27 protein-coding genes are annotated in these 25441 nt (G+C 68.8%); 18 read left to right on the top strand and 9 right to left on the bottom strand.

Translation table 11 applies throughout. The features are described from left to right. Positions 1–723: 723 nt before the first annotated feature. On the top strand, positions 724–969 hold the full coding sequence (locus tag ACFXK0_RS03565; protein WP_379408154.1) for a hypothetical protein: 246 nt from the start codon (positions 724–726) through the stop codon (positions 967–969). Positions 970–1001: 32 nt separating this feature from the next. Here ACFXK0_RS03565 and ACFXK0_RS03560 read toward each other — a convergent pair whose 3' ends face one another. Further along, positions 1002–3494 (bottom strand): DUF6049 family protein, encoded by a 2493-nt coding sequence (locus tag ACFXK0_RS03560; RefSeq protein WP_379408153.1) that lies wholly within the window; start codon positions 3492–3494, stop codon positions 1002–1004. Then, the gene (locus ACFXK0_RS03555; RefSeq protein WP_379408466.1) at positions 3491–3946 is read right to left on the bottom strand and encodes an NUDIX hydrolase; all 456 of its coding nucleotides are present in this window, start codon (positions 3944–3946) and stop codon (positions 3491–3493) included. The genes ACFXK0_RS03560 and ACFXK0_RS03555 overlap by 4 nt, the downstream gene beginning before the upstream one ends. A 330-nt stretch (positions 3947–4276) precedes the next feature. On the opposite strand from ACFXK0_RS03555, the gene ACFXK0_RS03550 reads away from it, so the two are divergent. Next, positions 4277–5740, top strand: a complete 1464-nt coding sequence (locus ACFXK0_RS03550) for a CCA tRNA nucleotidyltransferase (protein ID WP_379408152.1) — start codon at positions 4277–4279, stop codon at positions 5738–5740. Here the strand turns inward: ACFXK0_RS03550 and ACFXK0_RS03545 are convergent, their stop codons facing one another. Next, the gene (locus ACFXK0_RS03545; RefSeq protein WP_379408151.1) at positions 5741–6556 is read right to left on the bottom strand and encodes a hypothetical protein; all 816 of its coding nucleotides are present in this window, start codon (positions 6554–6556) and stop codon (positions 5741–5743) included. It abuts the gene before it with no gap. Between the two features lie 49 nt (positions 6557–6605). On the opposite strand from ACFXK0_RS03545, the gene ACFXK0_RS03540 reads away from it, so the two are divergent. Genes ACFXK0_RS03540 through ACFXK0_RS03530 form a run of 3 tightly spaced genes read left to right on the top strand, consistent with a single transcriptional unit; the run spans position 6606 to position 8975 of the window. After that, positions 6606–7361 (top strand): LamB/YcsF family protein, encoded by a 756-nt coding sequence (locus ACFXK0_RS03540; protein ID WP_379408150.1) that lies wholly within the window; start codon positions 6606–6608, stop codon positions 7359–7361. Between the two features lie 14 nt (positions 7362–7375). Then, entirely contained in the window at positions 7376–8062 is a 687-nt protein-coding gene (locus ACFXK0_RS03535; protein WP_379408149.1) for an allophanate hydrolase subunit 1, read from the top strand. A gap of 55 nt (positions 8063–8117) precedes the next feature. Next, the gene (locus ACFXK0_RS03530) at positions 8118–8975 is read left to right on the top strand and encodes a biotin-dependent carboxyltransferase family protein (protein ID WP_379408148.1); all 858 of its coding nucleotides are present in this window, start codon (positions 8118–8120) and stop codon (positions 8973–8975) included. Between the two features lie 4 nt (positions 8976–8979). On the opposite strand, the gene ACFXK0_RS03525 is transcribed toward ACFXK0_RS03530, so the two are convergent. Beyond that, positions 8980–10482, bottom strand: coding sequence for a DUF4185 domain-containing protein (locus tag ACFXK0_RS03525; protein ID WP_379408147.1), 1503 nt, complete (start codon positions 10480–10482; stop codon positions 8980–8982). A gap of 91 nt (positions 10483–10573) precedes the next feature. Here ACFXK0_RS03525 and ACFXK0_RS03520 point away from each other — a divergent pair, with 91 nt between their 5' ends. Further along, entirely contained in the window at positions 10574–10870 is a 297-nt protein-coding gene (locus ACFXK0_RS03520) for a hypothetical protein (protein WP_379408146.1), read from the top strand. On the opposite strand, the gene ACFXK0_RS03515 is transcribed toward ACFXK0_RS03520, so the two are convergent. Next, positions 10839–12098, bottom strand: a complete 1260-nt coding sequence (locus tag ACFXK0_RS03515; RefSeq protein WP_379408464.1) for an MFS transporter — start codon at positions 12096–12098, stop codon at positions 10839–10841. The genes ACFXK0_RS03520 and ACFXK0_RS03515 overlap by 32 nt on opposite strands. 139 nt (positions 12099–12237) lie before the next feature. Between ACFXK0_RS03515 and ACFXK0_RS03510 the strand changes: the two genes are divergently transcribed. Both ACFXK0_RS03510 and ACFXK0_RS03505 read left to right on the top strand, forming a co-directional pair. Next, positions 12238–13023: a pirin family protein gene (locus ACFXK0_RS03510; protein ID WP_379408145.1), complete on the top strand. Its 786-nt coding sequence runs from the start codon at positions 12238–12240 to the stop codon at positions 13021–13023. Positions 13024–13050: 27 nt separating this feature from the next. Next, complete coding sequence (locus tag ACFXK0_RS03505; RefSeq protein ID WP_379408144.1) at positions 13051–13509, top strand: DUF4190 domain-containing protein; 459 nt, start codon at positions 13051–13053, stop codon at positions 13507–13509. Here the strand turns inward: ACFXK0_RS03505 and ACFXK0_RS03500 are convergent. Next, positions 13487–14014, bottom strand: a complete 528-nt coding sequence (locus tag ACFXK0_RS03500; RefSeq protein ID WP_379408143.1) for a hypothetical protein — start codon at positions 14012–14014, stop codon at positions 13487–13489. The two genes, ACFXK0_RS03505 and ACFXK0_RS03500, sit on opposite strands and share 23 nt — an antisense overlap. Positions 14015–14223: 209 nt before the next feature. Between ACFXK0_RS03500 and ACFXK0_RS03495 the strand changes: the two genes are divergently transcribed. The 3 genes from ACFXK0_RS03495 to ACFXK0_RS03485 are packed head-to-tail and all read left to right on the top strand — an operon-like array spanning position 14224 to position 15980. After that, a complete protein-coding gene (locus tag ACFXK0_RS03495) occupies positions 14224–15075 on the top strand; it encodes a helix-turn-helix domain-containing protein (protein ID WP_379408142.1) in 852 nt (283 codons plus the stop codon). 10 nt (positions 15076–15085) lie between these two features. After that, positions 15086–15451, top strand: a complete 366-nt coding sequence (locus tag ACFXK0_RS03490) for a DUF397 domain-containing protein (RefSeq protein ID WP_379408141.1) — start codon at positions 15086–15088, stop codon at positions 15449–15451. Positions 15452–15476: 25 nt separating this feature from the next. After that, entirely contained in the window at positions 15477–15980 is a 504-nt protein-coding gene (locus ACFXK0_RS03485; RefSeq protein ID WP_379408140.1) for a hypothetical protein, read from the top strand. A gap of 127 nt (positions 15981–16107) precedes the next feature. Here ACFXK0_RS03485 and ACFXK0_RS03480 read toward each other — a convergent pair whose 3' ends face one another. Then, entirely contained in the window at positions 16108–16518 is a 411-nt protein-coding gene (locus ACFXK0_RS03480; RefSeq protein ID WP_379408139.1) for a Rid family hydrolase, read from the bottom strand. A 77-nt stretch (positions 16519–16595) separates the two neighbouring features. Here ACFXK0_RS03480 and ACFXK0_RS03475 point away from each other — a divergent pair, with 77 nt between their 5' ends. After that, a complete protein-coding gene (locus tag ACFXK0_RS03475; RefSeq protein ID WP_379408138.1) occupies positions 16596–17018 on the top strand; it encodes a winged helix-turn-helix transcriptional regulator in 423 nt (140 codons plus the stop codon). A 51-nt stretch (positions 17019–17069) separates the two neighbouring features. Continuing rightward, a complete protein-coding gene (locus ACFXK0_RS03470) occupies positions 17070–18254 on the top strand; it encodes an FAD-dependent oxidoreductase (RefSeq protein ID WP_379408137.1) in 1185 nt (394 codons plus the stop codon). Here ACFXK0_RS03470 and ACFXK0_RS03465 read toward each other — a convergent pair. Further along, the gene (locus ACFXK0_RS03465) at positions 18251–18424 is read right to left on the bottom strand and encodes a hypothetical protein (RefSeq protein ID WP_379408136.1); all 174 of its coding nucleotides are present in this window, start codon (positions 18422–18424) and stop codon (positions 18251–18253) included. The two genes, ACFXK0_RS03470 and ACFXK0_RS03465, sit on opposite strands and share 4 nt — an antisense overlap. 247 nt (positions 18425–18671) lie before the next feature. On the opposite strand from ACFXK0_RS03465, the gene ACFXK0_RS03460 reads away from it, so the two are divergent. From ACFXK0_RS03460 to ACFXK0_RS03440, 5 genes are all read left to right on the top strand, one after another. Then, the gene (locus ACFXK0_RS03460; protein WP_379408135.1) at positions 18672–20687 is read left to right on the top strand and encodes a M13 family metallopeptidase; all 2016 of its coding nucleotides are present in this window, start codon (positions 18672–18674) and stop codon (positions 20685–20687) included. A gap of 49 nt (positions 20688–20736) precedes the next feature. Continuing rightward, positions 20737–20964 (top strand): hypothetical protein, encoded by a 228-nt coding sequence (locus ACFXK0_RS03455; RefSeq protein WP_379408134.1) that lies wholly within the window; start codon positions 20737–20739, stop codon positions 20962–20964. Positions 20965–20967: 3 nt separating this feature from the next. Continuing rightward, on the top strand, positions 20968–21375 hold the full coding sequence (locus ACFXK0_RS03450) for a type II toxin-antitoxin system VapC family toxin (protein ID WP_379408133.1): 408 nt from the start codon (positions 20968–20970) through the stop codon (positions 21373–21375). Between the two features lie 48 nt (positions 21376–21423). Further along, positions 21424–22170, top strand: coding sequence for an MBL fold metallo-hydrolase (locus ACFXK0_RS03445; RefSeq protein ID WP_379408132.1), 747 nt, complete (start codon positions 21424–21426; stop codon positions 22168–22170). A gap of 105 nt (positions 22171–22275) precedes the next feature. Next, positions 22276–23451 (top strand): Fic family protein, encoded by a 1176-nt coding sequence (locus ACFXK0_RS03440; protein ID WP_379408131.1) that lies wholly within the window; start codon positions 22276–22278, stop codon positions 23449–23451. 906 nt (positions 23452–24357) lie between these two features. Here the strand turns inward: ACFXK0_RS03440 and ACFXK0_RS03435 are convergent. Continuing rightward, on the bottom strand, positions 24358–25428 hold the full coding sequence (locus ACFXK0_RS03435; RefSeq protein WP_379408130.1) for an ABC transporter ATP-binding protein: 1071 nt from the start codon (positions 25426–25428) through the stop codon (positions 24358–24360). Positions 25429–25441: the final 13 nt, after the last annotated feature.

Below are 25441 nucleotides of genomic sequence, written 5' to 3'. Positions count from 1 at the left end.
CCGATGCGGGGGTTCGCCGGGCCTGCCGGCGCCTGGCCGCTGACCTTGTTCGCGGTCGGCGGGTCCCAGACGACGGGTCCGCTCGGCCTCGTCGTAGCCCGGAGACTGCGGGGGCATACCGGGTCGGCCGGTCGCCGGGCGCTGCTGCGGGAACTCATCGGCCGGTGCGCCGGAGATGCGGGGCATCTCGCCGGAGCGGTTGGCCGGGCCAGGTGGCTGATGCTGCCGCGGATTCGGTTCGCCCGGCGGCTGGCGGAACTCATCGGCCGGTGCGCCGGGGACGCGGGGCATTTCACCAGAGCGGCCCGCGGGGCCCGGTTGTTGCGGCCGGTTCGGATCGCTCTGCGGCGGGCGCGGCTGGTTCCGGTAGGCCGACGGCGGTTGCGGCGCGCCGGGGTCGGCGGAACCGGGCCGGTATCCGGCTGCGCGCGGGTCATCGGCGTCGGCCGGGCCATAGGCGTAACCGGATCGAGGGGGCCGACCGGCCGGGTCCACCGAGCCGGGTCGTGTGGCCGACGCAGCGGGGTCCGCATCGCCGGAGTGGTAGCTGGGTCGCGCTGACGGGTCAGCTGAGCCGGGGTATTGGCCGGGTCGTGCGCCCGGGTCGGTCGAGCCGGGGTGGGATGTGGGACCTGGTGTGCCGTGGCCGCGGCCGGGCAGGTCGGGGGCGGGGCGGCGGCTGACGGGGGGTTGTTCGGTGGGGTCGTAGCCGGGGTGGTCCTGGTGGGGACGTGGGCCGGGGTCGGGTGGGTAGCGGCGGTCGGCCGGGTGGTCGACGCGGGGCAGGATGCCTGCGGATTCGTCGTGATCGCTGCCGGTCATGCCACGCTCCCACGGCGCGGCCGCCGCGCGGCGGGGTGCCTGCGGGTCGTCGCGTCGGTCGTCGTGGTCGTGCCGATGAGCGGATTCATCGTCGCCCATCATGCCTCCTGTACCCGGCGCGACCCGCGAATCCCGCCGGTCCGATGAGCGTTTCGCTCACCCGTGCCACTCTCGTCGTTTCACTGTCCCTGCAGCCGCTGTCGCGCGCGGCGCAGCCGACCGGCCCGTTCCACCGTCTCGGGAGAGAATCCCTCGTCGGCGGGATCGGGCTGTCCGCGGAATCGCCGCAGCAGCCGGCGCCCGGCCAGCAGCAGCAGCAATATCGCGGCACATCCGGTAATTATGGCCAAGGCCTGACCGTAGGCATTCGAGCGCACCGACACCGAGGTCGCCTCGCCTAGCGCGATTCCGTCCGGCGTGGTAAGCGCAATCGGAATGACCAGGCTACGGCTGTCGCTCACCTCGGTCGGAATCTGGAACGACCGGGTCCCGAACGGCGGAAGCAGCTGTTCGCCGATATCGGTGATGTTCGTCTCGGCCGGCGCCTCGATCCGGAACATCACCCGGATCGCGACCGGGAGTTCATTGCGCGCGACCAGCAACAACGGACTCTGCTCGGAGGCGAGGGTGTACACCCCGCCCGGCGGCAGCACCGACACCGACGCGAACATCGTGTCCAGTTCCTCGGTGGCCTGTTCCACCCGCCGCTGCGCGTATTGATCGGCCAGAGTGGTGTCGTCGTCGCGGCGATCCGACAGGCTCAGCACGCGCAGCAGATCCTCGCGCACCGGCGTCATGAAGGCATGCGGGGTGAGCTCGGACTCGGGCAGTTCGACCAGCGCCCGCATCAGATCGCTCACCCGCGCACCCTGATCGCGCACCGGCGCGAGGAAATGCTCGGGGACCCCGTCCTGGGCGGCGCGCGGCAGATATTCGAGGGTGAACGGGCGCGGGTCGGGCGCCTGGTTCACCAGTTCGGTGAATCCGCGCAGGCTCGCGAGATTATTGCTGACCAGCAGTTCCATCTGCTCGAGCAGCGCGATGCCCTCTTCCCGGCTGGCGCCCCACTGCTGCGGCGGCATCAGCAGCTGCGAACGCGGCCGCTCCGGATCGGGATTGAGCGCGGTCCAGGCCAGCGCGCCCAGCGCATCCTGCAGGCGTGCGGCCCGCGAGTCGTTGGTGACCTCGAAACGCACCTTCGACGGCGTGAACGAAGGCGTCGGCGGGTTGGAGCCCACCGCGGCCAGGGCGGTCGCGGCCCAGATGTCGTAGGTCGCCACGTGCAGGGCCGGGTCGGCGGCAGGCGCGGCGCCCGGCGCCGGCGCGGTGGCCGGCGGTGGCGTGCTCACCGCGGGCACCCGCACCAGATCCGGCGCGGCGTGCTCACCGCCGACGACCATGTCCGGTTCCTGGGTGACCGGTGCCGAGGTGAGCGTGTCCTCGGCGTCGACGGGCATGCCGTCGGTGGTCACGGCGGTACTGGCCAGCACGGCCGTGGTGTAGCCGTGGCCGCGCAGCAGGTGGCCGGCGGCGTCGTCGATGGTGCCCGAGTCGGGCAGGCCGACACCGCGCACCGAACGGGTCGCCAGAATCGCGTCGACCACGTCGGCCGGGGCGAGCAGCGCCCGCGCCGAGAGCCCCGGATCGTTGACCGCGGCCAGCGCCGACAAGTCGACCTGCGCGTACGGCAACGCCACCGTGCACATCCGGGCCGCCAGCGCCCGCAACCGGTCCAGCCAGGCCTGGGCATTGGCCGCGCCGGTACCCTCCCTGGTCGCGCCACCGGGATCGGACGGACTGGCCAGCACACGGTAGCCGCGCGTCATCGTCTGCACGGTCGACAGCAGGTCCGGATCGATGGCGATACACACCGCGCTCGCGATGCCCTTGTCCTGGCCGGGTTTGGGCGCCACCGTTTCCAGGGCGGCGACCAGCTGTTCGAGCCGTCCGCCCTTGCCGAGCGAGGCCGCGAGTTCGTCGTCGAGCAGTTCGGCCTGCCCGTTCACCGCCCCTGGCCTGCCAGCCACCATGCGCGGCCGGTCGGCCAACGGCCACAGCAGCGTGGTCGCCACCGGTGTGGCCTCCGGCGGCGCGGCGACCGGCAGCGACTCCGGCCCGCTCGTCGCGGTGCCGACCGGCGGCAACCCGAGTACCGGCAGCAGGAAACGCGCGTCGTCGAGGCGGGCCTGCTCGCCGTAGGCCGGCTCACCGTTGACATTGAGCAGCAGCGGATACACGCCCGGATCGGTCAACCCGAGCGAAGCGCCGTCCCCGCCGGCCCGCAGCGCGATCCGCACCGAGAACTGCTTGCGCTGACCGGGGCTCAGCTGTTCGGCGACATCCTCGAACGGCCCGGTGACCTCGTAGTTCACCTGATCCAGCCGCAGCGCGCTGCGCAATCCGCTCGGCGAACTCACCGCCGCGGCCCGCTGGATCCGCACACTGACATCGTCGACCACCCGGTCACCGATATTGGTGACCGTGCCCGAGACCGTCAGGATCGAATCGCTGGCCGTGGTGACCGTCCCCGGCGCCACCGCGTCGAGAGTGAGCTTGAGGAACTTCGGTGTCGCCGACCCGCTCGGCTGCGTGTGCGCGACCGCAGGGAGCAGCGTCACCGAACCCAAGATGGTCAGGACCGCCGTGATCAGCCGGAACAGTCCACCCGTCATCGCTTGCCGGTCTCCATCCGGTCGATCAATCGGTTCGCCACTTCGGCCAGCCGCCGTTCGTCGGCGTAGGCCAATCGGGAATCCAACTCGCTCAACGGGACCCACGCAACCTGGGTCACCTCGACGTCGGCATCGGAGAGTTCACCGCCGAGTGAGCGGAGCAGGAAATGGTGCACAGTCTTGTGTACCCGCCTGCCCTCGGTCACGAACCAATAATCGATACTGCCCAGTTCGGCGACCACTTCGCCGATGATCCCGGTCTCCTCGGCGACCTCCCGCATGGCGGTCTGCTCGGAGGTCTCGCCCTGCTCGATATGCCCTTTGGGTAGCGACCACAGCAGCCTGCCCCGCCGGTCGGTCCGCCCGATCAGCGCGGCGCAGCGCAGCTCACGCGGCCCGTCGAGCCCGTCGACGACGAGCCCACCGGCCGAGGTCTCACGCACCGTCCGCATGCGCGGCTTGCCGGCATTGCCCGCCGACCCGCGACGCCGCGGCTGGCGGCGTCGACTGTTCGCGCGATCGGCCGGAGGAGACACCCGCCCAGCTTAGCTGTGTCGGTTGGAGCGCTGGCGCGCTCGAGGTTCGCGGCCCCTTGGGTCCCGTCGATCAGGCACCGTTGCTTGCTCCTTCGTCGCCTACGCAACGGCACCTGATCGACGGGACGGCCGCGAACCCGCCGCTGCGCGGCGGATCCCTCCTCGGGGTCGGGATGTGCGGGCTGGGAGTGCTGTCATGCGGACTTCGCGGAAAGTGGTTCGACGGGAACAGTAAGCTTGCTTCTCGTGGTTTCCCCCGACGTTGTCCCCGATGCTGTGGCGGATCGCCGTGCCCGATTGCTGGCCGGTGCGGCGGTGACGTTGGGGCAGTTGGCGGATGTGTTGACACCGCTGGGTGCGATGTTCGCCGAGCGGGGGCATTCCCTTTATCTTGTCGGTGGCAGTGTGCGGGACGCGGTGCTCGGGCGGTTGGGCAACGATCTGGATTTCACCACCGATGCGCGGCCGGAGGTCGTGCAGGAGCTGTTGCGCGGGTGGGCTGATCATCTGTGGGACACCGGTGGTCTGGTGTTCGGGACGGTGTCGGCGGCCAAGGACGATCAGCAGCTCGAGATCACCACCTTCCGGGCCGACACCTATGACCGGGTCTCGCGCAATCCAGAGGTCAGCTTCGGTGATTCGCTCGACGGTGACCTGGTGCGCCGCGATTTCACCGTCAATGCGATGGCCGTGAAGATCGCCGCCGACGGGTCGCTGGAGTTCGTCGACCCGCTCAACGGCCTGGACGCGCTGCTCGACGGCGTCCTCGATACCCCGGCGCTGCCGCGGGATTCGTTCGACGACGACCCGCTGCGCATGCTGCGCGCGGCCCGGTTCGTCGCCCAGCTCGGTTTCGAGGTGGCCCCGCGGGTGCGCACGGCGATCGTGGAGATGGCCGAGCAGATCGACCGGATCACCGCTGAACGGGTGCGCACCGAACTCGACAAACTGATCGGCGCCGACCATCCGATCGACGGCATCAACCTCATGTGCGACACCGGGCTGGCCCAGCGGGTGCTGCCCGAGGTGCCCGCGATGAAGCTCGAGATCGACGAGCACCACCAGCACAAGGACGTCTACCAGCATTCGCTGACCGTGCTCGCGCAGGCCATCGACCAGGAGGAAGGCGACCCCGACCTGGTGCTGCGCTGGGCGGCGCTGCTGCACGACATCGGCAAACCCGACACCAAGCGCAACGAACCCGGCGGCGGCGTGAGCTTCCATCACCACGAGGTGGTCGGCGCGAAGATGGTGCGCAAGCGCATGCGCGCGCTGAAGTACCCGAAGGCGTTCACTGAAGAGGTTGCGCGCCTGGTGTTCCTGCACCTGCGTTTCCACGGCTACGGAAAGGGCCAGTGGACCGATTCGGCGGTGCGCCGCTACGTCACCGACGCCGACGACCTGCTCGATCGCCTGCACAAACTCGTCCGCGCCGACTGCACCACCCGCAACAAGCGGCGCGCGGCCGCGCTGCGCTCCACCTACGACGAGCTCGAAGACCGCATCGCCACGCTGCGCGCGCAGGAGGACCTGGCGCGGGTGCGTCCTGACCTGGACGGCAACGCGATCATGGAACTGCTCGGTCTGCAGCCGGGTCCGCAGGTCGGCAAGGCCTGGAAATACCTCAAGGACCTGCGCCTGGACCGTGGCCCGATGACCCGCGAGGAAGCCGAAGCCGCCCTGCGGGAATGGTGGTCACAGCAGTCCTGATCAGAACACGATCAGTTCGGTCCCCGCGATGATCGCCGAGCGCATCTGCGCCAGGTCGAACGAGCCCGTCGTCTCGGGCAGTTCGATCCGGAACTTCACCACGTCACCGCGCCGGTGCGCGAAGGAGATGCTGGCCCGGTTGGGCAGGTCGTCGAGCAGCAGCGCCGGGGTCTGTACCGCGCGGCGGGGCAGGCGGATGCCGTGCCAGCTGGCCTTGCGGATGTCGATGGTGAGCAGGTTGTCGTAGACCTGCGCGTCCACCACGGCGCTCATCTTGCGGGTGCGGTGCTTGGCCAGGATGTTGCCGTGTTCGTCGAGCCGGACCCGCCATTCCAGGTTCTGCGCGTCCACCCATGCCAGCAGGGCGCCGATCTCGATGGTGCCTTCGATGTCGAGCTGCTGGACCCGGACCTTGGTCGGCACGCCGGGGATCAGCCGCACGCCGTGCGCGATCACCGTCACCGTCTGGAACGGATGCGAGTCCCAGACCAGGTCGGAGAGCACGGTCTTGGACTGGAAGTGGGCGCCGCGTCTGCGCACCTTGAGCACGTCGAGGGTGGCGGTCAGGTCGTGTCCGAGCAGCGTGGCGTTGATCTCCTGGCCGCCGAAGCGGCTGAGGATGCCCTCGCTGAGCACGGTGATCAGCACATCGGGCATGAGTGCGGTGACGGTGCCCGAGCCCAGGTCGGCGACCGGATCGGCCCAGGACGTGGTGAAGCCGAGCCACTGGTCGATCCACGACGGGTCGAGCAGGCGTCTGCCCAGGTCGACGGCGCCCGACAGTGACCAGGACTTCGGATCGAAATACGTGGCCATGATGGGTCTGAGCGTACTTGGCCGGGCCGACGGCGGCTATGGTCGACGCATGCCGCTGGACCTCAACAGTGATCTGGGCGAAGGCTTCGGCCCCTGGCGCATGGGCGACGACGCCGCCGTCCTCGACATCGTGACCAGCGCCAACATCGCCTGCGGCTTCCACGCCGGCGACCCGGCGATCATGCGGCGCACCTGCGAACTCGCGGTGGCCAAGGGGGTGCGGATCGGCGCCCATGTCGGCTATCGGGATCTGGTCGGTTTCGGCCGCCGCGATATCGCCATCGCCCCCGCCGAGTTGCGCGACGAGGTGCTGTATCAGATCGGCGCGCTGGCCGCCTTCGCCCGGGCCGCCGGTGACCGGGTCCACTACGTGAAGCCGCACGGCGCGCTGTATCACGCGGCCGCCAAGGACCGGGTGCTCGCCGATGCGGTGCTGGCCGCGGTGGCCGAGTCCGGGCCGGGGTTGGCGCTGCTCGGCCCGGCCGACACCGAACTGGAACGTGCGGCGAGCCGCCTCGGTGTGCGGTTCGTGGCCGAGGGGTTCGCCGATCGCGCCTACACCACGACCGGCACGCTCGCCCCGCGCGGCGTAGCCGGGGCGGTGCTCGCGCCCGACGAGGCCGTGGCACAGGCTGTTTCTCTTGCACTGTCGGGGACCGCGCGTACCGTAGACGGTCCCGGCACGGTCGCTGTGTCCGTGGCGAGTGTGTGCGTGCACGGCGACTCACCTGCCGCGGTGGAGATGGCCCGCCGGATCCGCGGGGCGCTCGACGAGGCGGGGGTACCGGTGGAGCCGTTCAGCTGAGGGTGGGAGGCAGGATGGACGACTGGAACGCGCGGATCCGCCCCGCGGGCGATCGCGCCATGCTCATCACCCTCGACGATCCGCGCCCGGTGCAGCGGCTGGCCTCTGCCCTGCGGGTGCATGCCATAGCCGGTGTCCAGGATGTGCTGCCCGCGGCGGAAACCGTGCTGGTCACCATGCATGCGGTGAGCTACGGCGTGCAGGTCCGCCGGGAACTGGTCGCGCTGCTCGAACGGCTGGATCAGGAACCACCACAGCCGGATTCGCCCGATGTTTCCCGTGGAACAGTGCCGGGCAACGACATTGCCGAGGACATCGTGGAGATCCCGGTCCGCTACGACGGCGCCGATCTGCCCGAGGTCGCCCGGCTGCTCGATATGTCGGTGGCGGAGGTGATCGCCGCGCACACGGGCACCGTCTGGCGCTGCGCCTTCGTCGGTTTCGCCCCCGGTTTCGGCTACCTGACCTCCCCCGACGGCCGGTTGACGGTGCCGCGCCGCGATCGCGCCCGCACCGCCATCCCGCCCGGCGCGGTGGCACTGGCGGGCGGCTATTCGGCGGTGTATCCGCGGGGTACACCGGGTGGCTGGCAGCTGATCGGACGGACCGATCTGCGGATGTGGGTGGTCGAGCGTGACCCGCCCGCGCTGGTGCGAGCGGGCTCGGCGATTCGCTTCGTCGAGACCGCGACCGAGGAATAACCCCAAGGCTGCTCAACGACGCGCCGCCGCGACAGCGAATCGGGGAGTGACGAGCATGCTGATCTTCATCGAGCGGGTGGGGCCGCTCGCGACGATCCAGGACCTGGGCAGGCCCGGGTGGTTCGATTCCGGCGTCGGCCAGGCGGGCGCCGCCGATCGCGCCGCGCTCCGGCTGGCGAACCGGCTGGTCGGCAACCCGGAAGACCTGGCCGGCATCGAGGTGCTGCTGGGCGGGCTGGCGCTGCGCGCCGACGGGCACCTGACCGTCGCGGTGACCGGCGCGCCGGTGCCTGCGAGTGTGAACGGCACCCCGGTCGGCCATGCCAGCGTCCTCGAACTCGACGAGGGCAAGGTGCTGCGATTAGGCCTGGCCGATTCCGGCCTGCGCAGCTATGTCGCCGTGCGCGGCGGCATCGATGTGCCGAAGGTGCTCGGTTCCCGCAGCCGCGACACCCTGTCCGGGATCGGCCCAGCGCCACTGCGGGTGGGTACTCAGCTGCCGGTCGGTCACCCGCCGCGTTCGCTGCCGACGGTCGAGTTCGCGCCGGTCCCGGTGCCGCCCGAGGTGCTGGCGGTGCGCGCGGTGCCCGGTCCGCGGGCCGACTGGTTCACCGAACCGGACCGGTTGTTCGCCGGTTCCTGGGTGGTCTCGCCCGATACCGACCGCGTCGGCGTGCGCCTGGATCGCCTGCACGGTCCGCCCCTGGTCCGCGCGATCGGCGGGGAACTGCCCGCCGAGGGTGTCGCGCTCGGGTCGGTGCAGGTGCCGCCGAGCGGGCAGCCGGTCGTCTTCCTCGCCGATCACCCGATCACCGGCGGTTATCCGGTGATCGCGGTGGTGCTCGACGCCGATGTCGACCGGGTGGCCCAGGCCAGGCCCGGTGACCGGTTGCGGTTCGTCCCGGTGCGGTGAGGACTCAGCGCAGCCGCGCGTGCATGAGATAGACGTTGTAGCTGTCCCACGCCGACATCGTGAAATACAGATCGCGCCCGGTCGACCACGGATGGATAAAGCCGCCGTAGGCCTTCGGATAGTCCTCGGTGGACAGCAGCGGCACCGCGACGGTCCAGGCGCCCTGTGGCTCGGCGGCCGTGCGCAGCACGATCTTGCCCGCGACCGAGTCCAGGTAGATCATCTGCCACTGCCCGCTGTCGGCGTCGAAGCGCACCGACAGTTCGCTGGCGGTGCCGAGTGCCAGCGGCGTCGCCGAATTCTCCGCCGCCGGCGCCCAATTGCCGTCCACCCAATACTGGTAGGCGGTCTTGTTGAGCACGTCGTCCTTACGCACCCTGGCCAGGCCGATCATCCCGACCCGCCCGTTGGGCGTGCCGAACATGTAGACGTAGTCGCCGTGCGGCACCATCGCCGCGACCTGGAACTTGCCGAGCCCGAACAGGTTCTCCCAGCGCGCGTGCTGATCCTTGGTCCAGGTCTGGCCGCCGTCGTCGGAGTAGGCGAGGCCGCCGTAGTTGGTCAGCCACATGCCCGGGATCCGCGACCAGTGGTTGACCGACATGTAGCTCATGAACTGCCGCTCGCCCAGGGCGAAGCCCGAGGTGGGGATGGTGGTGGTCTCCCAGTTCTTGATCTTGCGGCTGCCCAGCAGTTCGGCGGCGTGACAGGGCTTGTCCTGCACCATCGCATCGATGCGCAGGCCGTCGGCCAGGTCGCGGTCGGAGCTGTAGGCGAGCACGTTGGAGCGCCAGTCGGCGGTGTCGGCGCCCGCGCCGCCGTAGACCCAGCCGTCGCCGAAGGTGTCACCGAAGACCATGGCGACCTTGCCCGGTTCGGTCTCCCAGAACAGGCCGAGGTCGGTGCCGTTGACCTGCCAGCGCTTGTCGGTCCGGTTGGCCGAGCCGTGCCCGGTGACCTGCTCGACCAGCCGCACCGACTCCACCACCGAGGGCATGACCGGTGCGGCGGCCGGTCCCGGCTCGATCGGGCGGATCACGGTCTCGGGTGCGGGCTGGGCTGGTTCGCCGTCCTCGCCGGGTACCGGGATCGGGATGGGCTCGATCTCCGGCTTTATCCGGATCCGCGGCAGGAAATCGGCGGAACCGGTGGACGTCTCGGTCGACTCGGCCGCCGGCTGCGGGACGTCGGTGACCTCGGGGCACGGGTTCTGGCACGGGTCGCTCGGCAGCGGTGCCTGTGCGACGCGGGTCTTGTCCTGGGGCGGATCGGGTACCGGCACCGGCGTCAGCTGCGGGACCGGGACCGGGATGTCGAAACTCGGGGGCAGCGCGGGGGCGGGCGGCGCCGACGGATCGGGCAACCGGTTGAGCGGGTCGAATCCCGTTTCGCCGCACACATTCACCGGTGGCGGCGCCCACGGCTGTGGCGCGGCCTGGGCGGGCACGACCAGCAGGGCGGCGAGTGCCACCCCCAATGCCGCTGATCCAGGCGGTGTGGTGCGCACATGTGCTCCTCGAAACGGTGTCCCGGCGAACACCTCTGCTGCGCGGAGAACTTACCGGAACCGAACGCCGTTGCCGTGCGTCCAAACAGATGTGAACGAAATCGGGTACGACTTCGGAACCGGGATCGACGACCATTGGGCCGGTCAGACAGACCTAGTACTGGCCGACACCGCGAGCGCCGACACCCTGTGGCAAGGGTTCGACGGCGGATCCGCCGAGTGGGAGTGCGAACCACTCCCCTTACCCGAGTGCGACATTCCGGTCGACACCCTGGCGGCGGCGGTCGAGCTGTTCCCGGACATCCCGGTCGGTGTCGACCACCGGTCGGTCCTCGCCCAGGAGCCCGCCGAGCCGGTCAGCCGGCCGCCCTGGCTCGCCGGGAGTTGACCGCGACGGCCAGGATGCCGAGCGCGTAGACCCCGGCCCCGGCCAGCACGACGCCCAGCGACCGGCCGTCCTCGGGGATCACCAGCGCGGCCACCGCGATCGCCAGCACGAAGGTGATGTTGAAAACGGTGTCCTGCAGGGCGAACACCTGGCCGCGCTGGTCGTCGTCGATGTCGATCTGCATGCTTGCGTCGCCGGTCAGCTTGATTGTCTGCCCGGCGAGGCCGAGGCCGAACGCCCCGGCCAGCAGCAGCCGGTGCGCGTGGTCGTTGCCCGCGGCGGCCACCGCGATCGGGGTCACCAGCGTCAGCTGCACCGCGATCGCGGTCACCAGGCCGACCAGCACGGTGCGCGGCCTGCCCAGCCGGGGGACCAGGATCGGCGTGAGAATCGCCGCGAGCAGCATGCCGGCCGCGGCGAAGCCGATCGCGACGCCGAAACCGACCAGCCCGCCGGTCATCTGGGTCTCCCCGGTCGGCTGACGCAGCACCAGCACCATGATCAGCGTGTTCATCCCGAACACGATGCGATGCGCGCCGATGCCGATCATCGCGGTCGTCACCTGCACCGATGCCCAGACCGCCCGCGCACCCGTGCGCAGTCCGGTCGCGATGGCGTGCACCGTGCTCTGCGAACCGGCCGAACCACTTTCGGGCCCGAGCACCAGCGCGGGGAACCCGATGGCGAGTACCGCCCCGATCACCGAGCCGACGCCACTGAGCGTCACCGCCACCGCCGAGGCGCTGTCACCGGCCCCGAGTATCGCGATCACCGCCACCGCGGCCGCGGCGCCGATCCCAGCGCAGGCCGAGGCCACCGTCGCCAGCAGCGAGTTCATCGGCACCAGCCACCGCTGTTCGAGTACGCGCGGCAGCGCCGCCGACACCCCGGCCAGCACGAACCGGCTCACACCCACCGTCGCCAGCGCCAGCAGCAACAGCGCCGACTCCCCCACCCCGGCGAACAGGCACAGCGCGGTCGCCGCGATCAGCAGCGCCCTGGCCACACTGGCGACCAGCAGCACGGTCCGCCGATCCCAGCGGTCCAGCAGCGCGCCCGCGTACGGTCCGAGCACCGAATACGGCAGCAGCAGCACCGCGAAACCGGCGGCGATGGCCAGCGGATCGGTCTCGCGTTCGGGGTTGAACAGGATCGCGCCCGACAGCGCCGCCTGGAACATGCCGTCACCGAACTGGGCCGCCAACCGCAGCACCGCCAGCCGCGGCATCTGCGGATTGCGGCGGATCAGCGGGCGTGGGTCGCGGAGCAGATCGCGGATCGGGATCGGCCGCTCACTCCCCGATTCGGAGCCGTCAGGGCGATGAGTCGACACCTCTGGAGGATAGTGGTGCCAGAATTGAGGGGTGATGCCCACACCGACGACACCCCGGATCGAGCTGCATCGCGGTGGCGACCGGCTGAAGACGCGCATCTCCTGGCTCGATTCCAAGCATTCGTTCTCCTTCGGCGAGCACTACGACCCCGACAACACCCACCACGGCCTGCTGCTGGTGAACAACGAGGACGTGGTGCTGCCCGGCGAGGGCTTCGACACCCACCCGCACCGGGACATGGAGATCGTCACCTGGGTACTCGGTGGCAGCCTGGTGCACCAGGATTCGCTCGGCCACAACGGCGTCATCTATCCCGGTCTGGCCCAGCGGATGAGCGCGGGCACCGGCATCCTGCACTCGGAGAAGAACGATTCCTGGCGACTCGACGCCGCGCAGCCCGAACACGACGAGCCGGTGCATTTCGTCCAGATGTGGGTGGTGCCCGACGAACCGGGCGTCGACCCGGGCTATCAGCAGCTCGAGATCGATGCCGAACTCGCGCGCGGCGAGCTGATCACCGTGGCGTCGGGCCTGCCCCGCTACCGCGACCGCACCGCCATCGCGATCAACTCCTCGCATGCGGCGATGCACGCGGCCAGAATGCCCGCCGGCAGTGCCGGAATCACCCTGCCCGATGCTCCCTACCTGCATGTTTTCGTCGCGCGCGGTGAGGTCGAGCTGGAAGGTGCCGGTACCTTGGCCCAGGGTGACGCGGTGCGGATGACCCGCACCGGCGGCCAGCGCGTGCGCCCGCGCGGTGACGCCGAGATCCTGGTGTGGGAGATGCACGCCCGGCTGGGTGACAGTTCGCGCGGCTGACGGCCGCGCCGAAGAGAGGGGAAGCAGATGTCGTATCCACCACTGGGAGGCCAGTACCCACCGCCGGGCGGCCAGTATCCGCCACCGGGCGGGCAATACCAGCGTCCGCCGGGTAAGGGCCTGGCGATCACCGCGCTGGTCCTCGGCATCATCGCGTTGCTGTCGTCGTGGACGGTGTTCGGCGGCATCGGTTTCGGTGTGCTCGCGGTGATCTTCGGGCTGATCGCGCTGATCAAGGCGCGCTCGGGGACCGCGGGCGGTGGCGTGATGGCCGGCTTCGGCCTGGTGCTCGGCCTGCTCTCGATCGTGATCGGCGTGCTGGTCGGCGTTTTCGCCTGGAAGGTCGTCGAGGAGACCGGCGGCGCCGACTACGTCAGCTGCCTGAACAAGGCGGGCAACGACCAGACCGCGATCCAGAAGTGCCTCGACGATTTCTCCACCACGCTGGAGAGCAAGTTCCCGACTACGCCGAGCCCGGCTCGCTGAGCAGTGCGGCCGACCGGGCATTGGTCCTGGTCGCGGCGACTATCTGGGCGAAATCCGGCCGATAGTCGCCGTCGGGCCCCTGCACCCACCGGCGGTAGCCGCTGCGTTCGTCGGCCGGGGAGGGCAGCACGATCTCGCTGCCGGGCAGGGCTACCGAGGCGCACACCCGGAACAGCTCGGCGAACAGCACGGTGTCGAGGTAGGAGTTGTCGGTGGGGCCGGTCAGGAAGGTCCAGCGCCCGGAGCGCGGATGGGCGATGATCGGCCCGCACCGCAGGCCACGGCCGGTGAGCAGCCCGCGGACCCGTTCGCCCAGGGTCGATGGCATGACCACGGCGCCGACCGCGCCGATTTCGAGCATGATCCGCCCCAGTGTGGAGTCGACAATGCCGTAGAGCCCGTTGTGCTTGCGGTAGTGGCGACACCGTGCCAGCGCGTCCTGCGTCGCCGTGTATTCCTCGGCGACGGTATATCCGCCCTTGTCTTCAGTGCGCGACGTGCTCATCAGACCTCGTCTCTGTCGACGGTGTACTCGATGTAGCTGTTGGTTCGCTGGATTCGGAAGAACCGTTGCATCACGACCGGGTGGATCGGGAAACTTTTCCATAACGGCTGGACGCGAGAGAAAATTGACGCTTATAGCAGCCTAGTGCCGCACAACCCGCCTGACAATAGTCAATAGCTGGTGTGTCGATCGGCGTACGATGTGGCCGCATGGCTCCCGTTTCGCCGACGGCCGCGCGCTGGGAACTGGTGCTGCGCCTGCGTGAGCTGCGCGAGCAGCGTGGGTTCGACTCGGCCGGTTTCGCCCGCCGCGTCGGCTTCACGCCCGCGAACTGGTCGCATGTGGAGAAGGGCAGGCGGGTGCTCACCCGCACCACCATCGAGCCGGTTCTCGATGTCCTCGATGTCACCGCCGAGGAGCGCCGCGAACTGCTCGCCCTGCTCGAGGTCAGCAAGCAGCGCGGGTGGTGGTCGACCGCCTCGGCCCTGATCGGCCCCGAGCTGCAGCGGCTCTACGGCATGGAGGCCGGCGCGCTCAGCATCCGCAGCTACGACAGTCTGCTGGTGCCCGGTCTGCTCCAGACCGAGGCGTATGCGCGTGCGCTGATCAGCGCCGATGTGATGATCCGGCCGGTCCAGGTCGACCAGCTGGTGGCGATCCGGCTGCGCCGCCAGCAGCGGCTGCGTGGCCCGGATCCGCTCGAGCTCACCGCCGTCCTGTCCGAGGCCACGCTGCGGCAGCAGACCGGCGGGGCCGAGGTGCTGCGCGGTCAGTTGCGGCACCTGGCCCAGCTGGTGCGCGAACTGGACACCGTCGACGTGCGGGTCATCCCGTTCAGCGCGCCCGAAGGTGCGGTGCTGGGCGGTTCCAGCTTCCATCTGCTCGATTTCGCAAGCGATCAGCTACCTACCTTCGCCTGGGCCGAGAGCGCGGTCTTCGGTGGTCCGGTCGAGGACGTCGAGCAGGTCCGCGATCTCGGCTTCGCCTACCTGCGGGCCCGCGAGCAATCCCTGTCCCGCACCGAATCTCTCGCGCTGATCAGCGAGTATGCGAGCGTGTAGGATTCGGGGTATGTCCACCACCGCTCGACGCCGCCCGGCCGAACACGGCTGGTTCACCTCGTCACGCTCCAATAACGGCAACCAATGTGTCGAGGTCCGCTTCGATGGCGACACCATCCAGATACGCGACAGCAAATTCCGTCGCAACCCCCGCAACATCGGTTCGGACGAGCCCATCATCACCGTCGACACCACCCTGTGGACAGCCTTCTTACACTGCCTGCTCACCCACCGCCGCCACCCCGACCTCGTCGCCCACGTCAGCCTCGACGGCTCAGCCACCCTCCGCCACGAAGACACCCTCCTCCACTTCACCGCCCCCGAATGGGAAGCCTTCACCGCCGGCGTCCGCGACGACGAATTCGTCTGTGCCTAGGATCGCTTCCGCCACTCGGTCGAGAATGCTCGTCGCCGGAGCGATCGCTGCGGCGCTGAGCGCCGGTGTGCTCAGCTGTTCGGCCGAGGAGGCCGCCGGACCGGGTACGCGGACGGTCACGACCCCCGCGCCGAATTCCGAAGCCACACCTTCTCAGGGCCCTGAGGCGTCGTGGGCCCTGGTGGCGGTTCCAGCGCCGCGCGATTCGAAAGGCGAGCCGCTCCTGCTGGCAAGATCTGCCGACCTCGACCATGTCCAGGTGATGACGTTCGAGTCATACGACGTGGATGACGGCGATACGAAGCTGGCGGTGCATCTTCCGTTCGAACTTCGGGACTGTCCGAGCTACGGTTACGACGTCAGCGCTGTCGAAACGCCTGGATCGGTCGATGTCACCCTTTCCCGTGGACTGCGCAAAGGGATGGAGCCGTGTCAGCAGGAACCGCTGACAGGGCAACGTGGCTTCCTCATTGTCGATCTGGAACGGCCGTTGGGTGACCGGATTGTCCGCAGCATGGACCGCAAATGACCGAGCGAGACGGCGAGGAACGTACGGGCGTTGAGTGAAATTTGGGCCGAGCTCGCCGCAGAGGACCCTGATCTCGGGAACGGCCGAACACCCGACGCATACGTGCAAGAACCAGCCAACTCCGTAGTCAGTCGAGCACGGCGTATGCCTCGACCTCGACGAGAACGTCGGGCTCGAACAGGTAGTCGACGCCGATCGCCGACAGGGGCGGCAGCGGCTGCGGTAGTTCGAGTTCGTCTGCGACGCGCTCGATTCCCGCGATGAAGTCGTGGTACTTGTCCGGGGTCCAGTGCGTGACGAAGAAGCGCAGCCGCACCACGTCGGCGAAGCTCGCCCCGGCGCCGGCGAGGCCCAGTGCGGTGTTGCGCAGTGCGTGCGCGACCTGACCGGTGAGGTCGCCTGTCGCGACGGGATTGCCGTCGGCGTCGCGCGCGATCTGGCCGGCCACGTGTACGTGACGAGTACCCGTGCTGATCGAAACATGGTGGTACGGAACAGGACTGAACATGCCCTCCGGGGTGAGCAGCTGTACTGCCATGGTGTTCCTTTCGCTGTTGGTGTTGGTATCTGATGTATACCTGGTACTCAAAGGGAACTTCAACGAAACTAGGTGTCATGCCGGAAACCGCTCCACCCCATTCGGTCAGCCCTCAGCTCACCGAGCAACACCGCGAACTGCTCGACCACGTGCTCGACAAGTGGTCACTTCAGGTCCTCGACACACTGTGCGAACACGGGTCCCTGCGCTTCAACGAACTGCGTCGAACGATCCCCGCCGTGACGCAGAAGTCACTCACCGCCGCACTCCGCCGCTTGGAGCGCAACGGGATGGTCGAGCGCGTGGTCACAAGTACGCGACCCGTCGCCGTCGAGTACCGGCTCACCTCCCTCGGCCGGTCGTTGCAAGACCTCATCGACGCCCTCCTGCGCTGGGTCACGACCACGCTGCCCGAGGTCGAGCGCGCCCGCGAGCGCTTCGACGACCAGGCTCGAACTGAAGAAATGTCATCGCTTCGAGGCCCGGCAGCCTCCGCCTGATCGTCAACTTAGGGTTGACGATTGCAGCATCGTCAACTTAGGGTTGACGGCATGGTGATGAAAGATGGATCGGGTAGGCGGGCGACGGTCGTCGGCGCCGGTATCGCGGGGTTGGCCGCCGCGTTGCGGCTGCGTCGGCAGGGGTGGGACGTGGTCGTGATCGAACGCGCGCCGAGCCGTCGTAGCAGCGGATATCTGGTGAACCTGCACGGACCCGGGTACGACGCCGCCGAACGGCTCGGGCTCGTCCCGGCGTTGGCGGCGCGCGATATCGGGTTCTTCACCTCCGTCCTCGTGCACGCGGACGGAAGGGAGAAGTTCCGGGTTCCGGCCGCGGTGGCCGAGGCGGCGGTCGGGAACCGGGCATTGAGCGTGTTCCGGGGCGATCTGGAGGCGGCGCTGTACAGCGCGGTCGCCGACCTGGTCGACATCCGGTTCGGTACCACGGTGCAGACCGTCGCCCAGACCGCGGAGGAAGTCGTGGTCACCCTCAGCGATGGCGCCCTTCTGCACGCCGACCTCCTCGTCGGGGCCGATGGCGTGCACTCCCGGGTCCGCGAACTCGTCTTCGGCGCCGAGCGCGACTACTTCGTCGACCTGGGCCACATGGTCGGCGCGTTCCCGCTGGAAACGGTTCCCGAGCACGTCCCGGAGGGTGCGGGCACCACCTTCATCGGACCCGGACGCACGGCCGCGGTGATGAATCTCGGACCCGAACGGTCCTCGGCGTTCTTCGCCTACCGCTGCCCTGACCCGGGCGTCGACCTGGCGCTCGGCGCCGCACCGGCGCTCGCCCGGGCGTTCGGGGACCTCGGCGGGGGCGTCGTCGATGCTGTCCGCCAGCTCGACGTCGATCCCGCCCCCGCCTACTTCGACACGGTGGGCCAGATCGTGCTGGATCGCTGGAGTCACGGCCGGGTCGTCCTGCTCGGCGACGCGGCCTGGTGCGTCACGGTCTTCGCCGGTTACGGCGCCGCCCTTGCCCTCGACGGCGCCGACCGTCTCGGCGACGCGCTGGCGACAGCCGGCGACGACATCCCGGCCGCACTCGACACCTGGGAGACCTCGTTGCGCCCGGAAGTGCGCAAACGACAGGCCCTGGCCCGCAAAGGAATCAGCCGCTTCGCCCCATCGTCACGCGCACAGGTCGTGGCCGGGGAACTGATGCTGCGCGCCATCGGGCTCCCCGGTATCCGCGGCCTGGTCCGCCGCGCCATCGAGCGCGCCAACAACTAGTCCGGCGCCGCGTTCGCCTTGGTCCGCAGCCTGTGGATCAGTACGCGGGTCAGGTGGTCGTCGTCGGCGCCGCAGCGACAGACCGCCACATCGAGCACGTCGACGACCCTCCGTCGGTGGTACGTCGTCTTCGCGATGCGGGCCGAGATCGCGGCCGCGCTCGGCTTCATCAGCGACCGCACTACTGGACCGCCAGGGCCAGCGCAATGTCGCGGAGACGATCGTCGCCGGCGACGAGGACGGCCGCCACCGCCACAGTGCGCGCGGACGCGGGCACGACCGACTTGCTGCTCGGCCTCGGCGGTGACGACGTCGAGCAGGCGCTGAAACATCGCCGGGGAACCGGCCCGCTCCGGGCAAGGACCCGAGCCGGGAACCCAGCGGCGCCGACCGCCGTGTCCCTGCATACTGGAGCGCGTGACCTCCGATCTGAGCAGCCCCTCCGGTATCGATCTGTCCTTCCGTGATCACGATGTGCGGGTGCAGGACGATCTGTTCGCGCATGTCAACGGGCAGTGGCTGGCCGGGTACGAGATCCCGGCCGACCGCGCGGTCGACGGTGCCTTCCGCACCCTCTACGACCAGGCCGAACTCGATGTGCAGGCGATCATCCAGGACAGTGCGGCGGGTGCGGGCGGCGACGCCGACGCCCGCAAGATCGGCGATCTGTACGCGAGTTTCATGAACACCGAGGCCGTCGCCGCGGCCGGTTTCACCCCGATCGCGGCCGAGTTGCGCGCCATCGCCGAGGTTGCCGACTCGCGCGCGTTCGCCGCGCTGCTGGGCAGCCTGCAACGCACGGGTGTGCGTGGCGCGCTCGGCTACTACGTCGACACCGACGACAAGAATTCCACCCGCTACCTGGTGCACGCGACCCAGTCCGGCATCGGCCTGCCGGACGAGTCGTACTACCGGTCCGAGGAGTTCGCCGAGATCCGCGACGCCTACCGCGCGCACATCGCCAAGATGTTCACCCTCGCCGCCGCCGATCCGGCGCTGGCCGGCCTGCTCCCCGCCGATCCGGCCGACGCCGCCCGCCGCGTCTTCGACCTGGAACACACACTCGCCGCGGGACATTGGGACGTGGTCCGCCGCCGCGATGCCGAGAAGAGCTACAACCTCACCACCTTCGCCGACCTGGTCGCCGAGCATCCCGAATTCGACTGGGCCGCCTGGGTAACCGCGATCGCCACCGGCCTGGACCGCGACGGCGCCGAGCTGTTCGCCGAACTGGTCGTGCGCCAGCCCGACTATGTCACCGCCTTCGCCAACGCCTGGACTGAACTGCCGCAACGGGATTGGCAGGACTGGGCGGCCTGGCAGGTACTGCACGCGCGTGCGGCCTTCCTCACCGACGAGATCGTCGAGGAGAATTTCGACTTCTACGGCCGCACCCTCACCGGCGCCCAGGAGAACCGGGAGCGCTGGAAGCGCGGGGTGTCGCTGGTGCAAGAGCTGCTCGGCGAGGCTGTCGGCAAACTGTATGTGGCCCGGCACTTCCCGCCGCAGGCCAAGGCCCGCATGGTCGAGCTGGTGGCCAATCTGCAGGAGGCCTATCGCCGCAATATCGCCGAGCTGGAGTGGATGGGTCCCGACACCCGCGCGGCCGCGCTGACCAAACTGGAGAAGTTCACCCCCAAGATCGGCTACCCCGACACCTGGCGCGACTACTCCGCCGTCGAGATCGACGCCGCCGACCTGGTCGGCAACTACCGCCGGGGCTACGCCGCCGACCACGACCGTGACCTGGGCAAACTGGGTGGCGAGGTCGATCGTGGCGAATGGTTCATGACCCCGCAGACGGTGAACGCCTACTACAACCCCGGCATGAACGAGATCGTCTTCCCGGCCGCGATCCTGCAACCGCCGTTCTTCGACTCCAACGCCGACGACGCCGCCAACTACGGCGGTATCGGCGCGGTGATCGGCCACGAGATCGGCCACGGTTTCGACGATCAGGGCGCCAAATACGACGGCGACGGCAATATGAAGGACTGGTGGACCGACGCCGACCGCGCCGAATTCGGCAAGCGCACCAAGGCGCTGATCGACCAGTACGACGTGCTCTCCCCCGCCGATCTCGACGACGAGCACACCGTCAACGGCCAGTTCACCATCGGCGAGAACATCGGCGACCTGGGCGGCCTGTCCATCGCCCTGGCCGCCTACATGATCTCCCTCGACGGCACCGAACCCCCGATCATCGACGGCCTCACCGGCCTGCAACGCGTCTTCTACGGCTGGGCCCAGGTCTGGCGCACCAAGGCCCGCCAGGAAGAAGCCATCCGCCGCCTCGCCGTCGACCCCCATTCCCCGCCGGAGTTCCGCTGCAACGCGGTGGTCCGCAATATCGACAGCTTCTACGAGGCTTTCGACGTCACCGACACCGACAACCTCTACCTGGCTCCGGCGGAGCGCGTCACGATCTGGTAGCCGAACTGGTGCGGAGCATGAACATGCCATGAGCATGCTATCCTGAGGTATGACTATCGCGATCCAGATCAAGGGTGTGCCCGAAGAGGTCCGCGATGTGCTTGCCAAGCGTGCCGCGGAGCGTGGGCAGTCCACCCAGCAGTACCTGCGCGGACTCCTGGAACGCGAGTACCGCCGTGAGCGGAACAAGCGACTGTTCGAGGATATGCACATCCAGCGAGGTACGACGATGCCCGCAGACGAGATGGTGGAGTTCATCCGGAGCGGACGGGACTAGCTCGTGCTCGTTGTCGATGCGTCCGCGATGTGCGCGGCGTTGTTGTGGCAGGACGAGTTCGGGCAGCGCGCGAGGCTCGAACTCGGCAAAGATATCGACTGGGTTGCCCCGTCCCACATGCCGCTCGAGGTTATCCGCACGCTCCGCAAGGCGGTCCTCTCCCGGCACACCGATCAGGATGACGCGAACGAGGCGTTCCGCGCACTCGCGTACTCCGGCATCGAGTACGTCGACGTGGACAGCTCGCTTCTGGAGCGAGTGTGGGCGCTGAGCCACAACGTCTCGTCCTACGACGCGGCGTACCTGGTGGTGGCCGCCGAGAACGAATCACCACTGGTGACCTGCGACGCGCGGCTCGCCAAAGCCGCCGAACAAGCCAGGATGGATGTCGAGATTCTCCTCGTCCGCTAGTCAGGGAGTGACGTCGTGCGGCAACGGGACGAGGAGAGGATTCGATCAGTGCGTTACCAGCAAGTCGCCGACGAGGTGTTCGTCATCCGGGGCACCGATGTGAACATGGTCCTGCTGCGGGACGGGCGTGACCTCACGCTGATCGACGCAGGCTGGCTCGGCGATGCCGGCGTCATCGAGCGGGCGGTGCGGGAACTCGGCCACCGCCCCGAGGACATCGTCGCCATCCTGCTCACGCACGCTCACCTCGATCATGTCGGCGCGCTGAATCACCTGCACCGGCGGTACGGGATTCCCGCGTACACCAGCGCCGTCGAGGTGAAGCATGCGCGTGGGGAGTGTCATGAGTCGGCCACTCCGCTGGATGTGATCAAGCGGCTCACCGATCGCAGCACGATCGCTTGGGCCGCCCGGATCACCGCGGCGGGTGGTCTGCGCAAGAACACCGTCGCCCATATCCAACCCTTCCCCACCGAAGGGGCACTGGACTTTCCGGGTAACCCGGTCCCGATCGCCTGCCCCGGCCACACCTCGGGCCACTCCGCCTTCCACCTGCCGGCGGCGGGCGCCATCGCCACCGGTGACACTCTCGTCACGGCCCACCCGACATCGAAAACAATAGGTCCCCAGTTACTTCCGAGCTTCTTCAACCATTCCACTCCCGCCACCCTGGCCGCACTCAGCACGCTCGAGCCGGTAGCCGCCGATATGGTTCTGCCCGGCCACGGCCTCCCCTACCGCAGGGGCATCGCCGAAGCTGTCGCGCGAGCCCGCGAGACGGCCGCCGAGCTCTGAAATGCCAACAGCGAGTAGTCGACTCATTAGTGGCGTTTGTCCCCGAAAACACGAACAGCGGCAGAGCAAGTCGCGTTTCCGATAGTGAAAGTGCAGTACTAGCTCATGGATTGGCCTGCTCATCATGTCGAGCAGCGCTCGTGGACGCCCCTCGACGGATCGCGAGCCGGCTCCGCGCCCGAGTGGATGGCGGTGTCCATCCCGCCATGCATCGCCGACCTCGACTTCGATTCCAGGCGAACCACATCGGCCAGTGAGGCCGCTCTGATCGCGGTGACCCACCTCGAAGCCGGCCAGGGCCAGTATTCGGCGTCACTGCGTGAGTTCCTGTTGCGCGCCGAGGCGGTCGCGTCCTCGCGCATCGAGCACGTCGACGCGGGCTGGCGAGCATTCGGCAAAGCTTTCGGCGGCGCGGCGACACGCGCTGAAGCGGCCGCGCAAGTCAGCGCGGTGCGCAGCCTCACCGACCTGGTCGACGCGGCGGCGACCGGCCGGATCACCGAGGCAGACCTGCTCAGCGCCCACCGGGTGCTGATCGCCCCGGAGTGGGAGAAGGCAGGCCGGTTCCGCACGGTGCAGACCTGGATCGGCGGCAGCGACTACTCCCCGCTCAATGCCCTGTACGTGCCACCGCCGCCGGAACTGGTGCCCGCCTTGGTGGCCGACCTGCTGGCCTTCGTCGCGCGCGACGACCTGCCGATTCTGGTGCAGGCCGCGATCGCGCACGCACAGTTCGTGTCGATCCACCCGTTCGTCAGCGGCAACGGCCGGATCGGCCGGGCACTGATGAGCGCGATCCTGCGCCGGCGCGGCCTGACCGACCGGGTGACAGTCCCCTTCTCCTCGGTCATGCTCGCCGACACCTCCCGCTACTTCGCGCAATTGGACGCCTACCGGGGCGGCGCCGCCGACGAATTCGTCGTGTACCTGGCGCTCGCGGCGGTCTACGCCAGCGAAGCCGCCATCGACTCCGCCCGCGCCCTGGCCACCCTCCCCCAACGCTGGCGTACCCACGCCCGCCCACGCGGCGGCTCCGCCGACGAGACCCTGCTAGCGAGCCTGCTCGAGCACCCGATCCTCACGATCGCGGTAGCCAACAAACTCACCACGACCACAGAATCAGCCACCTACCGCGCCATCGAACGACTCGTCGACTCCGGCATCCTCGAGGTCGTCTCCGACTCCAAACGCAACCGCATCTGGGCCGCCACCGACGTCTTCGCCGAACTCGGCGCCCTCGACGCCGTCATCGGCCGCCGCACCATGGCCGGTCTGTCGTAGCGCCGAACCACACTCCGGTGCCCGGGGCTCGCCAACTCGCGTCCTTCGGTGATTGTCCGCCTTGCACCGCTGGGAGCGTGGAAAGTGGCGGGAGGGCGGGGGTACCCCAGTACCGCGGGTACTGGGTGCGCCCTTGAAGCTGGGGTTTCCGCCGGTCGGCGATCGTTTCGATCGGTTGGTTCGCACAGGACGCCGGGTATTGGTCGGCCGGTCCTCGGGACTGGGGTATTGGGCAGAGTCCAGCTGTCGGACGCAGCGCACGGGGAACCCGGATGTCGTCCGACGGCTCGTCCCGCAACCACGCGGGAGCACTCCGAGTCCGCCTTTACGTGCGGCTCTGCCTCATCGGAACAGGTGCACTTGCCCCTCTGACGGGCGACGACTGCGCGGGTGAGGCGCATCGCCCTGTGTGTTGGCTGGGGCGCGCAGCGGACAAGCGGGAAGGTGGCTGAATTGCCGAATGCGGTAGGCTCCTGGCCTACGGCGTCGGACTGGTCCTATCAGTTCCTCGCCCAGGGCCTCACGGGAGTTGCTACCTCCTGTGGGGCCTGACTTGTGCTGTGAGAGTAACACATTGGTTAACCCGGTGATTTCGGTACGGCTTCCGCTGTGCGCGGGCTACGCCCAGGTCAGCTCGCTGACAGAGCAGCGGAGTTGTCCGGCCAGTGTGGTGGCCGACTCGATGCTGGATCAAGAAGCGACCGCCGGAGTGGGTCGGTCGCCGTAGCTGTCGACGTAATCGGCGAACCCGGCGGCATCGCGTGCGGCATCGGCGCTGACGGGCGAGAACATCGGCCCTGGTCGGAGCCTGGATCGGGCAGGGACGTCATTGCTGTAGTTTTCGGTGCGAAAGTACAGCAATGGCATCGTTGCTGTACTTTCCGAGGCCGGTCTCGCCGTGGTGTCCTAGCGAATCCGCAGGTCGGTATCCGCGTCGAAGAAGAACACCTCGTCGGGTTTCGGCTGAAGGTGGAGGGTTTCGCCGGGGGTGGTGTGGAAGCGGCGGTCTACGCGGACGACGAGTTTGCCGGAGCGGGTGGACCAGTTGGTGCCGGTGCTGTGGGTGTAGACGAAGGATTCGGCGCCGAGTTCTTCGAGGAGTTCGGCGGTGACGGGGATTCCTTCGGTGGTGATCTGCCAGGATTCGGGGCGGATGCCGAGGATTACGCGGGGGCCGGGGACGGTGTGGGGCACGGGGATTCGCAGGTTGTCGAGGACGGCGGCGCCGTCGATGACGGGGGCTTCGAGCAGATTCATGCCGGGTGAGCCGATGAAGCCGGCGACGAAAGTGTTGACCGGGTCGTCGTAGAGCTCGCGGGGTGAGGCGATCTGTTGCAGGGTGCCCTCGCGTAGTACCGCGACGCGGTGGCCCATCGTCATGGCCTCCACCTGGTCGTGAGTGACGTACACCGTGGTGGTACCCAAACGTTGTTGCAGCGCGGCGATTTGGGAGCGCGTGCTCACCCGCAGTTTCGCGTCCAGGTTGGACAGCGGTTCGTCCATGCAGAACACCTGTGGCCTGCGCACGATCGCGCGGCCCATCGCCACTCGCTGACGCTGCCCGCCGGAGAGCTTGGCCGGTTTGCGGTCGAGCAGTGGTTCCAGTTCGAGCATGGCCGCCGCTTCCTTCACCCGAATCAGCGTGTCGGACTTGCTCATTCCCGCGTTGCGCAGCGCGAAGCCCATGTTCTGCGCGACGGTCATATTGGGGTACAGCGCGTAGCTCTGGAACACCATGGCGACATCGCGTGCTCGCGGCGGCAGACCGGTGACATCGCGCTCGCCGATCCGGATCGTGCCCCGCTCCACCGATTCCAGCCCGGCCAGCATCCGCAGACTGGTCGACTTGCCGCAGCCGGACGGCCCGACCAGTACCAGGAATTCGCCGTCGGCGATGTCGAGGTCGAGCGCGTCGACGGCGGGCGCCTCGGTACCGGGGTAGCGGTGCGTCACACCGTCGAACTGCACTGTCGCCATGGTGAATCCGTCC

Origin of the sequence: Nocardia sp. NPDC059177 (genome assembly GCF_042755165.1) — a bacterium.
Taxonomy (GTDB): domain Bacteria; phylum Actinomycetota; class Actinomycetes; order Mycobacteriales; family Mycobacteriaceae; genus Nocardia.
The sequence above is the reverse complement of the archived record's forward strand: the minus strand, read 5'-3'. Positions and strand labels throughout refer to the sequence as shown.